The following is a 12,199-nucleotide window of genomic DNA, read 5'->3' as shown; positions in this document are numbered from 1 at the left end:
GATTGTAAGAGCCCTGACGTTACTAGAAGCAGGGCAATGTGTGGCGCTACCAACCGAAACTGTATACGGTTTGGCTGCAGACGCAACTAATGAGCTTGCGCTGGAAAAAATATTTACAGCGAAAGGTCGGCCAAAGAATCACCCTTTAATTGTTCACCTTGCAAGTGCTAAACAGCTCGAACAATGGGCTTGTGATATTCCAAATGCAGCGTATAAATTAGCTAAGGCATTTTGGCCTGGGCCACTTACGCTGCTTTTGAAAAAAGCACCTGATGTAAATAATGTGGTGACTGGTGGTTTAACAACCATAGGCCTTAGAGTGCCATCGCACCCGCTATTTTTAAATGTATTAGAACAATTCGGCAAGGGGTTGGCGGCTCCTTCTGCGAATCGCTATAAGCAACTAAGCCCAACCAGTGCGGAACAAGTCATTAATGGACTGAATGGGCGGATTGATGCGGTGCTAGAAGGAGGGATTTGCGAACATGGGCTGGAGTCCACGATTATTGATTTGGTGTCTGAAACTCCTAGAGTTTTAAGAGCAGGACCAATTACCACTAAACAATTAGAACAAGTACTTGGCTTTCCTGTTGCAACACCAGAATCGCATATTGAGGTGGTGCCAGGCAATGTGAAAGCACACTATCAGCCTAACACGCCAGTTAAAATGATGACTGAAAAAGAAATCTTAGCGTTAGTTGACTGTGAAGAGGTACCAAATATGCATGTTATTATGCATTCACAAGCATTATCTCAAACACTTACATGTTCACTTAAGCTGGCACAATTAACGTTATTACCAAACAACGCTAAGGAGTATGGAAAAGCGCTTTATGGTACTTTATATAGAATTGATAAGTTAGGTACGCAATTAATCGTTGTGCAACTGCCACCAACAAAAGAAGAGTGGCGAGCAGTCAATGATCGCCTTAGTCGTGCAGCGTGTTGAGGTAGTTTAGCGCTTTTCTTAAACAGTAATAGTACCTGTTAGGTATTGCACTGCATCTCCTGAGATTTTGACGCGCTCTCCACTTACTTCACAGTACAAAATGCCGCTGCGTTTTGATGCTTGCAGCGCTACAATTTGCTGTTTATTGAGCTTTTCGGCCCAGTAAGGTGCAATACCTGTGTGAATAGAGCCGGTTACTGGGTCTTCGTCACCGCCATTGGCTGGCCAAAAATAACGTGATGCGCAATCAAAGTATTTACTTGGCGCACTCACTGTAACATCAAAAGGCGCAAGCTGTTTGAGCTTGTCAGAATCGGTGGTGATCGCGTTGATAATTTCTTCATTATCATAAATGGCGAAGTAAGCTTGGTTGTTTTTAAGCACCTCAATAGGGGGATGTGAAAGCCCTTCAAGCAAGGCAGCAGGTATGTCGCTGGTGGCAACAGGAACGGGTTTGCGATTTGGGAAATCCATTTCAATGCGGCCAAGGGCGTTTTTAACTATGGTCATTTCGCCTACTGCGCTTGCGAAGAATTTAAGCGCTGATATTTCAGGGTGCTTAGAATATAAGACAAATGCAGATGCAAGTGTTGCATGGCCACAAAAATCAATTTCAGTGAGCGGTGAAAACCAGCGAATATGAAAAACACCTTTGGTATCTTTAACTAAATAAGCGGTTTCGGATAAATTGTTCTCGCTCGCAATGGCTTGCATTTTATATTCCGGCAGCCATTCAGTTGTGATGATTACAGCCGCAGAATTGCCTTTAAACAGCTCATCTGTAAACGCATCGACTACTTGCATTTCAAGTTTCATGATTGTCCTTTTTCGTAAATTTTTTGTGAGATGAGTTCGCTGGTGAGTGGTTCACCTTGCCAGATAAATACTTTGCTTGCGCCAGAGCCTAAGCCCAACTCAAGTAAAATTCGCTCTTCAATTTCGCATAAACCACCATCGTTGAGTACTTTTTGATGCATTACCAATGTAAGGCTTTGCAGTAATGATTTGCTTTGCACACGTTTGATGGCTTCTTTTAATTTAGCTTCGCAAGTTAGAAAATGCGCGATAGCTAAACGTGTATTAGAAAACGCGCCAGTGATCACTTCCTGTTTTTTGGCTGCAAAGTTGTCGATTGTGATGTGATCTTTATTAATAGTGATGTAAAGCACGTGTTGGTTAAACATGGTATTTCCTATTGTGTGCGTTTTTTAGCGTAAATAAACAGGCCTGTATCAGGTGTTGTTGCATCTGAATTCATCACTTTACTGCATTTGCTAATTGCTCAGCAATAAAAGCATTTTTTGGTGTTCAATAAAACGCACTGTTGTTTCATTTTGTTGCAGCGTTGAGGTTTGCTTTTGCATTAGTAGCGGATGGAGGATGAGGTATTTTTACTACCATCGAAGCATAAGCGCATTATTTTATAGTAAAAATAAATCTTACTGAAAATTTTCAACGTGATAGCCTAAACTTAAAAAGTGGTTGTATTTGAGGCGGGAAAAGTGCGAATTTTGTTACTTTTATTGCTGCTCCCCACGTATTGCCTTGCGGAGATAATTAACTGGGTCGTGGTTGATTATCCTCCTTATTATATTCTTGAAGGCGATTTAAAGGGTCAAGGACGAGATGAGCTAGTAATTGATTTGGTATCAGCTAACTTAGTTGGCTATCAGTTTAAACGTCATGTGATGCCTGCAAGTCGTGCAGTTAAAGCGCTTGCTAAAGATGATGAGGTATTTTGCATGGCCTCACTTTATCGAAATGAAGAGCGAGAAAAGTTTATTCATTTTACGGATGAATTTTCAACACTGGGTTTATCTCCGGCCATTGCAATGCGAAAATCCACGGTGGATAAATTACAGCTCGACAATCAAATTGCAGTATCACTCACAAAGTTGATTATGCAAAACGGTTTAACAATAGGCACCACGCTCAATCGCTCGTTTGGTAAAGAAATTGACGAGATTATATCACTGTCACCCGAGCAACAAATATCAGCGCGAGCAGGGCGCGATACACTTGAGAGCTTAACCTACATGCTGCTAAAAGGCAGAGTCGATATTATTTTAGGCTACCCCAGTGAACACACTTATTTAAAATCTCTTATGGACAAGAATAATGAGCTTATGCAGCTCACTGTTCTCGAGACAAAGGCGGTTTCTAAAGGGTACATTGGTTGTAGTAAAAATAAACAAGGCGTAGCTGTTATTAAGGCAATTAACGCTGTGCTAAGTGAAGTCAATAGGGGGGAGCAATTTAAAGCCTTGATGTTACGCTGGTTACCAAAGCATATTTCACTGATACTAATCCCTTATTTGTAAGCTGATTAAGACAACTTAGATTTAGTTGTTTGGATACCAAATAGTATCGAGAATATGGACAATATATCCATGCTTGTGGTTATTAAAAATTAGCTTTCTTGCCTATAGTCGTAATGCAGCTCAGAATAGCATTAAAATATGTTAAGCTTAAACCGCGTGCTTTGTGGCCTTGCTTGAAAACCTTACAACACAGTTTCGACCTTGTCTTTTTGCTTGATAAAGTGCGCTATCCGCTTGATGAAATAGGGTTTCAATTGAAAAATTATCAAACTGCTCACAGCTGGTGACTCCAAATGATGCAGTTATATAGCTAGATGTACAAGAATATTTGTGTTCGATTGATAATGCTTCTATCGCCTTACACATGCTCAAAGCAATGGCAAAAGCATCGTTCTGGCTGGTGTTCAGTAGTATTACGGCAAACTCTTCGCCGCCATAGCGAGCCACTATATCTGTTTCTCTAAGTGTATGCTGTTTAAGAGTTTTTGCTAAGTTTTTCAGAGCTTGGTCACCTTGTTGGTGGCCGTACCCGTCGTTATATTTTTTGAAGTGATCCACATCTAACATAATGACACTGATCGGCATGGCTTGTTCATTAATGTGCTCTAGTACTTGCATCAAGGCGCGTCGGTTGGCGATAGAAGTAAGTGGATCGGTATCACTTAAACGCTTTAATTGAAGGTTATTATGTTTTAAGGCGGTTTGCTGAATATTCACTTTGTTAAATAAAATATCGATTAGTAAGGCTAAGCGACCAATTTCATCGGCGCGTTCAATCTTTGTCGAAAGTTGATAATCACCTTTATCCATAACCTCTCTGACAGTTGTTCGTAATTTGTGTAATGGCACAATAATCATTACTGTGATCACAAAGTAAATAACCAGTAATATGATCAGCGATAAAAGCAACGCCACGACCATAGAGGCTTCGAAGATACTGTCGTTGAACATTCTTTTGGGGGTTGGAAAACCCAGTACTAATGCAGGCTTATCAAATATATCATTAAACATCACATGAATATGTGGGCTATTAGTACGTATTTGCTCTACGTTCTTAATAGTAGAAAAATCAATTAATGGTTCAAGTGTCAGAAACTCATTAAAAGCAACATAAGAAACAGGGTTTTGCGTAATCTCAGACAGTTGGCTGGCTATCTTGTCATCAAAGTAACTCCAAATAAACATAGTGCCTGCAAATTCACCTTCGCCTGAAGAAGGTAGAATACTGCCACCGACAAATAGCATTAATTGATCATTAATGCTTACTATTCCTTGTTTAAACATGGCTTGCTCGCCATTATTAATGACTTCTTGTCTGCTAATAAGCAGTTTACTTTTTAAGTTTGACGATAATGCAGTAAATGGAGAAGTACTTTGCGGATTATTATGCTTATCAATTGCCAGTTCATTGATAAGATTTTGTTCTTTATCAAAAAACATTATGCCATTAATTTTAAGCGAAACAAATGAATGCGGAATTAAAAAATTATCTTTAAGGTAGGCTAAATCTTGTTTGATTATTACATTATATAACTCATCCCATACGGCATTATCATATACAAGCGTTTCTAATTCATTAAAAACACGGTCTAGCGCTGAATTAAGTTTATAAATCTCTTTCTTATCATTTTCTACCTCTAGAGCAATCAACAGCGGAATAGTCCAGTGTTGGCGAATTACTAAATGAACGCTGGTAAACGCGAGTAACATAAGCAGAAAGATTAGCAATAATTTAATCCGCAAACTTCGCGCTACAAAATTGAACATTGTTATGCCTATAAAGTGTTAAATAGAAAGTAATTTAGAAAACGACACTTTTAACACTAGTATAGGTAAAGTTCTTGCGTTGTGCTTAATGAGGTTAATGGAAACTAACTGTGTCCACTTTTTGCTATATTAAAATCGTGATGTCTGCCTTGAATTGAGAAAATTAGTTTGTTCTTGCAACGAATTATCTTGGCAGCTTAATAGGTTTGAGAAATGCCAAGTAATTTCTTGCTCAGTATTTTGTATTCCAGCTAACACCAGAGTCATTGATTTTAGAGATTGCTTGGACGTTTGCCCTAAATGACAGACATTTGCTGAGAGTTGTTTTAGTAAATTTTGCAGTGTGTTTGCTGTAATAACATCATTTAAAACCGCCTTTTTTGCGCTCTGATATTGATTATTAATTTTGGCTTTCTTGATTGTCAGCTCGCTAAGCTGGTGACGTGCATACTCAATTTGTTCAGATGTGTTATCAGATTTTTCAAGTACGCTGAGCTTTCTCTCTAATTGATAAATATGGTGTGACAACGTTTTTGCATTTTGTTGAGATGAATTAAAATAAAGCTTTTTATCTTCACTTGCTAGATTTAGTAGCTCTTTATTAAGTTGTTCCGTTGGCTGTAACTTATCAAAATCAACAAAAAGAGTGGTTCCAGTGAATGGGTTGTAATGGCCCTTTACACGTGATATGGGTTGAATTAATTCTGGGTTATCGGATGATTGGCTGTGTTTTATATTGGCAGCTATCGATGTAATAAGTTGTTTTGTAATGTGTGTTTGTGCTGATGCAATCACACTATGAAACAAACAGAATGTGATAAAAAATATGCTTATTTTCATATAAACTCCAATGAAAAATCACATCCTTGTGATAGTGATATCAATTAATTTCCTGCTAAGGTAACCAACCAGTTTTGCCACTGCTGTTCATAATTGGCAGCGGTCTCTGCTAAGATGGCTTGATACTCGGCCCAGTTACCAACGCGTGCAGCTGTTCGGATATTTCGTACTTGGTCCATATGGTTTTCGAACATAAAGCGCGCACCAAGGTATCCCCAGCGGTAAATTTCATCGCTGCTATTTGAGTAGTTTGTATTAAATACTTGGTTTAAAGTGCGGTCTTGGAAGTTACCTTGAACTAATGCTACAGCATCATCGTTGTTGTCTTTTAGCGAGATATATTCAGCTAAGCCTTCACTCCACCATACTGTATTTTCAGGATAATCAGAAAAGTTACCTTTCAAATCAAAGCGACCATCAAGGTAGTGAACATATTCATGCTCTAAATTCCAAATAGCAAATTCTGGTCGTAACCAATCAGCTTCATGAGCATAAAATGTTGCTTGATTGTTAGGATCTTCAGCATTGCCTTCGATATACATGCCACCATTATTGGTATTAATACCAAATAAACGGAAACCGTAGCGATCGTACTGGCGGTAGTTGTCAAAAATAACCATTAAAAGGTCATCGTTTAAATCACCAGCAACAGCTTGATAGCCAGTTTCTAAACGCTGATGGAAATACTCTTCTTCTGCACCTACAAGTGCGCAACTTTCAATAAATTGTTGTTGCGACATATCTTGCGCTTGAAACTTTAAACTTTCACTACAAGTAAACTTATAAGGCAGAATAGAGTCAGCTGTTGGCTTACCTTTAGCTATGGCAGAATTAGAAATAACTAGGGATGATAGCGCTAGCACAATTGGTTTTATTGTTTTCATTAGGCAATTTCCTGTTGTTGTGAATGTAAAAATAATGTAAAACATATATCATATAATGTATACAATTATTTTGTATAAAGTTAATTTCTTCTTAACTTTTTTAAAAAGAAATAAAAAAAATCAATTGGTTGTATATCAATCGATACAGTTGATGGTAGGAGCTATTAAAAAAAGGATAAGCTTGTCCTTAGTTAATGAAATAATTGCAATGATTAATGATAAGTTGCTTTACTGACTTGATACTTACATAGCTTCAGCTTTGGTTAATAAAACTGTTTTATAGTGGTATTAAAATCATGATAAGTGCTAGCGAGTTCACAAATAATAGTGAGCGCTTATTTTTAAATAATAAATACCAATTAAATCTATTATTGTGATCGGTTTGTAGCTTAGTATGGTAAATACAAAAAGGAGAACTTTATGAAACGTAATTTACTAACAATAAGTATTATTTTAGGACTTGCAAGCAGCAATGTTGCTGCTGATGAACATGCACTTAATTTGAAAAATGTGAATGGTAAACCAGCAACGGCGGCAACTATTAATGCTAATAAAGCACTAGCACAAACATTAAACTTTGCTGATGGTAGAGCATTCGAAAATGACAGCGCTGGACTGATTGCTGAGTTCGACAAAGAAACGGGCGATATTATTCGTAATAGCTTTGATTTTATTGATTTAAACAGCGCAAGTGATGCACCGGATACAGTCAACCCATCGCTTTGGCGTCAAGCAGTATTAAACCAAGGTGCGAAAGGTTTATATGAGGTTCTTCCTGGTAAGGTTTACCAAGTACGCGGGGCTGATTTGGCATCACTTACCTTTATTAAAGGTAACACAGGTTGGATTGTTTATGATGTGCTAACGGTAAAGGAAGCTGCAGCGCAAGTGCTTAAGTTCTTCTTTAACAATGTTCCTTCTGGTAAAGAGTTACCTGTTGTGGCAATGATTTATTCGCACTCTCATGCTGACCACTTTGGCGGCGCGCGTGCAATTCAAGATGCCTTTCCTGATGTAAAAGTGTATGGCTCGAAAAACATAACTAAAGAAGCGGTAGATGAAAACGTACTTGCGGGTAATGCAATGTCACGTAGGGCGGCTTATCAGTATGGTGCAACACTAGGTAGAAGTGAGCAGGGTATTGTTGATGCTGCGTTAGCAAAAGGTATTTCTTACGGTGAAATTACTTACGTGAAGCCTGATTATGAGTTAAACCATAAAGATAAAATTGAGACTCTGATAATTGATGGTGTTGAAATGGTGTTTTTAGATGCATCAGGCACTGAAGCGCCATCTGAAATGGTTACTTATATCCCATCAATGAAAGCACTTTGGACAGGTGAGGTGACTTACCATGGTATGCATAACGTGTATACATTGCGTGGGGCTAAGGTGCGTGACTCTTTGAAGTGGTCAAAAACAATCAATGAAATGCTTCACTATTTTGGTGGGGAAGCTGAAACACTGTTTGGTTCTCACTCATCGCCAATTTGGGGTAATCAAGAAATTCAGGATTACTTAAAAATGCAGCGTGATGCCTATGGTTTCACACACAACCAAACGTTGCGTTTAGCTAATAATGGCTATGTATTACAAGATTTGGGTGATGCCATTTACGAAGTGATGCCAGAAAGTATTTTCAAATCGTGGCATACCAATGGTTACCATGGTACATACTCACACAATGCGCGTGCTGTTTATAATATGTATTTGGGTTATTTTGATATGAACCCGGCAAATTTAAACCCATTGCCAACAAAGGCAGAGGCTAAAAAATTTGTTGAATACATGGGAGGCTCAAAAGAAGTGTTATCTCGTGCAACAAAAGACTTTAATAAGGGAGAGTACCGTTTTGTTGCAACAGCATTGAACAAAGTTGTAATGGCAGAGCCAGGTAATATGCTTGCAAGAAGCTTACTTGCGGATACTTATGAACAACTTGGTTACCAAGCTGAAGGCGCAGGCTGGCGCAATATTTACCTAACAGGTGCACAAGAGCTGCGTTTAGGTAAAGTCTCACCAGGTGCGCCAAAATCAGCATCAGCTGATGTGGTATCGGAAATGGATGTTGGGATGCTATTGGATTACATTGCTGTTCAAGTTGACTCACTTAAAGCACAAAATACACCATTTACCATGAGTGTTAAATTAAAAGGTACAGACGAGTATTACTACGTAGAAATGTCAAATGGTAACTTGAGCAACATTCAACTCGAAAAACCTAAAGCGGCAGATGCGGAATTGGCGTTAGATGATGCTGCGTTTAAACAAATTTTATTTGGTCAAGCTAAGTTAAAAGATTTAGTTGCGCAAAATAAAGTTGAGTTTAAAGGTGATCAGTCTGTGATCGAAAAACTCGCAAGTTCACTTGTTGAATTTGACCCAGCGTTTGAAGTTGTGCCATTTAGTGCTAAGCAAGTAGATGCTAAATTTTACAAGTAAATAGCGCTTGTCGTTGTATGAAAGGCAGCGAGCTAGCTGCCTTTTTAATAAACAAAGGAAATGTCGAGTATGCGAAAACTTTCTTTAGGTATGACACTACTGGCAATGTTTGGTTTTTCAGCAGCAGCTGAAGAGCAAGAGCTTCAGGATATGTCCGATCCTTTAGCTGTTTATACACAGGCTGGTGTGGGTCTTACGGACAAAGGGGTTAACCTCAAAGTAGGACAAACATACGACACTGGTAGTGATATCACTATGGGTATGAACATCATTGAGTTAAAAGGCATTGCAGGTGATCTTTTAAGTATTCGCGACAATGAAAAGCCATTATTTAAGTGGGTTGATAACTCAATTGATGCGTTTCGATTTCGTAATTTCAGTGTAAATACTGAAAATGGTCGTGGCACACAAATTGATGTAAACGCAAATATCGATAAAGAAACCTTAGATGCTTCTTATAGCTTTATTCAAGCCCTACCAAAATTTTCCATTTTTCAGCTTTATCCTTTGGCTGGTGTCGGTTTAACGGTAGAGAATGATAAAGACGACGGGTATAAAATACCCGGTGCATTTGCTGCGATTGGCTTTTACGGAAAAATTACCATTAGCGATAAAGTTTGGCTTAATTACAATCCACTTTGGTTAACCACAGTGTCAGGTAGCGACAGTTATAAAAACAATTACTATGCTGGTGACAGCCAGATTTTAACACATGAGTTTGTGGCCTCTTATCAACTTAGTCCAAGAGCTAATATTCGTTATTTTGCTAACTGGAATAAAGCAGTTGATTTAGCGGATGGTGATCATCGTATCGAGTTTAATTACCAACTTTAATTAAAACAGGAAAAGGGCAAAAAATGAAAAAGGTATTGTTAACATTATTTTCGATGTGCTATTTAGCGGGCGTGCAGGCTGATACTATCACCTTAACAGATGGGCAAGTGCTCAATGGCAAAGTAATTTCACAAGATAATGGCAAAGTCGTTTTTGAATTAGCTGGTCAGCAATTGGAATTTAGCCAAGATAAAATTCAATCACTTCAGATAGATAAGCCACAAGCGCAAGGTCACGAACTAATTGTGCCTGCAGGCACTCGAATTATGGTACGCACTATGGAAACGATAAATAGCAAAAATAGCGCGGCCGGAAAAAAATTTATAGCGAGCTTAGAGGCTGACTTGGTTGCCAATGGCCAAACACTTGCGCCAAGAGGTTCAACTGTGTATGGCGTGATAACAAGTGCAAATCAATCGGGCCGGCTAGCTGGTAAGTCATCACTCACCTTCACATTCACCGACATTTTGATTGATAACCAATTACATCCAATAAAAACTTCTGCTGCGCAGGCTGTTACAGAGGGCACAGGTAAATCTACTGTTGGAAGAACTGCACGATTAGCGGCAATTGGCGGTTTAGCAAATGGCTCCAAAGGAGCGAAAGATGGTGCTAAGGTGGGTGCGGGCATTTCATTACTCACTGGTGGAAATTCGGTAAATATTCCAAATAACACTCTGCTTGAATTTAATTTAACTGCGCCATTTGCCAAACAGCAGTAATGCTATATTGATTTTTTTAGCGCAGCTAAGTTTGGTCTTTTACGCTTTAATTGCTCAAGTTGCGCGTTCACTTGTTTAAATTCTTCACTGGTTAGTTGGCCGTATAACTTAGGGTAAGGCCAACCATAGCCCCAACGAAATGTGGTTGGAAAAAAAGGCGAACCGCCTACACGTACGCCAGCTAACATTAAACTAGCAATCTGCTTTTCTCCCACCCCTGCAACACATGCTTTTAATTCATTATCAGCATCTTTTCGTTGTTGATATGTGCCACCTTGCCAGTAAGCTAAATCATGTGCCACACAACAATTTAACCACAACGTATTTTGTTCGAACGTACCATCCGGAAATGCACTACAGCCGTCGCTAGTAAAAGGTTTTAGTTGGTTGGCATAGGCAGAACTCATAAAAACTGCCATAGCAAGAAGAAGGATTTGAAGAGGCTTCATAAATACTGGTTAAAATAGATTTTGTGGTTATTAGAGTGGCTAGCATAACAGAAATGACAACTTATAAAACGAGGGAATGAAAATCTATTTTACTATCAAGCTCCTATATAAAAACTTACTATCGTTAGGCTAAATAATTAGTAACATGTATACAAACTGATTTGCTGACCAGACCTTACAAAGCATGATGTAATCCCCATTGATAGGGACAAGCAACATTGAAAGTGAAGTCCTAAAGAGAAATGTCATACTTCCCTGTGTTGTGTCATTGGCTTATTGTTTCTAACTACAGGGGGTTTACGACGTTATGTAAAATGGTTTACCCGTAATTAAATTGCTAAACATATTTACAATGTTGCTTATTTTGATAAGCCTTGGCTTAGTATACCGTTCAATCAATTGTTATCACCCTCCGTTAAAGTTCCTACATTAATAAATGGCAAAAATTCAAAAAGGATACTTTTTGAGGTGTTTTTTTGATTTCAGTTAGTTTAATTTGGCAGACACTTTATACAAGAAATAGAAAGCTGTTTAAGTCAATACATAACCTAAGTTGCTACGATGGCAATTTTTGGGAATAAAAATTTTATCAGCAATTTGGTTATCAACTTAGAAAGGGCAAACCTCTTCATGTAGGTATGTGTTAGTTTATATATAAAATGTGGCAAAGGTATGAATACTATTAAAGGACGTTAATTTGATGAATATCTGCTTGATTATTGGCGGTTCGTTAAGTGCTATTGCTGCGTTATTGCACTTAGGGTGTATTTATTTTGGTGCACCTTGGTACCGTTTTTTTGGCGCTGGTGAGCAAATGGCACAACTTGCCGAAAAAGGCAGCATCCAGCCAACAATCGTCACCAGCGTTATCTTTATTATTCTTACAGCGTGGTCAACTTATGTATTTTCTGCAGCTGGCGCGATTATAAAGTTACCATTAATGCGTTTAGCACTAACAATCATCACTTTTATTTATTTGTTGCGTGGAATT

The 12,199-nt window shown here is 38.4% G+C and carries 12 protein-coding genes; 6 read left to right on the top strand and 6 right to left on the bottom strand.

The annotated features are described in order from the left end of the window. Position 1 precedes the first annotated feature (1 nt). On the top strand, positions 2–949 hold the full coding sequence (locus ABYD77_RS14475; protein WP_372770831.1) for an L-threonylcarbamoyladenylate synthase: 948 nt from the start codon (positions 2–4) through the stop codon (positions 947–949). 18 nt (positions 950–967) lie between these two features. Here ABYD77_RS14475 and ABYD77_RS14470 read toward each other — a convergent pair whose 3' ends face one another. After that, positions 968–1,765 (bottom strand): PhzF family phenazine biosynthesis protein, encoded by a 798-nt coding sequence (locus ABYD77_RS14470; RefSeq protein ID WP_372770830.1) that lies wholly within the window; start codon positions 1,763–1,765, stop codon positions 968–970. Then, positions 1,762–2,133 carry a hypothetical protein gene (locus tag ABYD77_RS14465; RefSeq protein ID WP_372770829.1) on the bottom strand — a complete coding sequence of 124 codons (372 nt, stop codon included), beginning with the start codon at positions 2,131–2,133 and terminating at the stop codon, positions 1,762–1,764. Before ABYD77_RS14465 ends, ABYD77_RS14470 begins: the two co-directional genes overlap by 4 nt. Positions 2,134–2,451: 318 nt before the next feature. Here ABYD77_RS14465 and ABYD77_RS14460 point away from each other — a divergent pair, with 318 nt between their 5' ends. Further along, positions 2,452–3,270 (top strand): TIGR02285 family protein, encoded by an 819-nt coding sequence (locus ABYD77_RS14460; protein WP_372770828.1) that lies wholly within the window; start codon positions 2,452–2,454, stop codon positions 3,268–3,270. Positions 3,271–3,417: 147 nt separating this feature from the next. On the opposite strand, the gene ABYD77_RS14455 is transcribed toward ABYD77_RS14460, so the two are convergent. From ABYD77_RS14455 to ABYD77_RS14445, 3 genes are all read right to left on the bottom strand, one after another. After that, entirely contained in the window at positions 3,418–5,037 is a 1,620-nt protein-coding gene (locus ABYD77_RS14455; protein WP_372770827.1) for a diguanylate cyclase, read from the bottom strand. Positions 5,038–5,166: 129 nt separating this feature from the next. Continuing rightward, complete coding sequence (locus ABYD77_RS14450) at positions 5,167–5,877, bottom strand: hypothetical protein (RefSeq protein ID WP_372770826.1); 711 nt, start codon at positions 5,875–5,877, stop codon at positions 5,167–5,169. Between the two features lie 44 nt (positions 5,878–5,921). Then, the gene (locus tag ABYD77_RS14445; RefSeq protein WP_372770825.1) at positions 5,922–6,761 is read right to left on the bottom strand and encodes a collagenase; all 840 of its coding nucleotides are present in this window, start codon (positions 6,759–6,761) and stop codon (positions 5,922–5,924) included. A gap of 420 nt (positions 6,762–7,181) precedes the next feature. Between ABYD77_RS14445 and ABYD77_RS14440 the strand changes: the two genes are divergently transcribed. From ABYD77_RS14440 to ABYD77_RS14430, 3 genes are all read left to right on the top strand, one after another. Continuing rightward, positions 7,182–9,203: an alkyl/aryl-sulfatase gene (locus tag ABYD77_RS14440; protein ID WP_372770824.1), complete on the top strand. Its 2,022-nt coding sequence runs from the start codon at positions 7,182–7,184 to the stop codon at positions 9,201–9,203. A gap of 69 nt (positions 9,204–9,272) precedes the next feature. Further along, positions 9,273–10,037 carry a hypothetical protein gene (locus tag ABYD77_RS14435; RefSeq protein ID WP_372770823.1) on the top strand — a complete coding sequence of 255 codons (765 nt, stop codon included), beginning with the start codon at positions 9,273–9,275 and terminating at the stop codon, positions 10,035–10,037. 23 nt (positions 10,038–10,060) lie between these two features. Then, on the top strand, positions 10,061–10,759 hold the full coding sequence (locus ABYD77_RS14430) for a hypothetical protein (RefSeq protein WP_372770822.1): 699 nt from the start codon (positions 10,061–10,063) through the stop codon (positions 10,757–10,759). Between the two features lie 2 nt (positions 10,760–10,761). Here the strand turns inward: ABYD77_RS14430 and ABYD77_RS14425 are convergent, their stop codons facing one another. Beyond that, positions 10,762–11,166 carry a hypothetical protein gene (locus tag ABYD77_RS14425; RefSeq protein ID WP_372770821.1) on the bottom strand — a complete coding sequence of 135 codons (405 nt, stop codon included), beginning with the start codon at positions 11,164–11,166 and terminating at the stop codon, positions 10,762–10,764. Between the two features lie 742 nt (positions 11,167–11,908). On the opposite strand from ABYD77_RS14425, the gene ABYD77_RS14420 reads away from it, so the two are divergent. After that, positions 11,909–12,199 (top strand): hypothetical protein (locus ABYD77_RS14420; protein ID WP_372770820.1); only part of this gene is annotated, 291 nt, incomplete at its 3' end.

This window comes from Pseudoalteromonas sp. (genome assembly GCF_041629635.1).
Lineage (GTDB): Bacteria > Pseudomonadota > Gammaproteobacteria > Enterobacterales > Alteromonadaceae > Pseudoalteromonas.
Note: the sequence above shows the minus strand (reverse complement) of the source record. Positions and strands in the feature narration are given on the sequence as shown.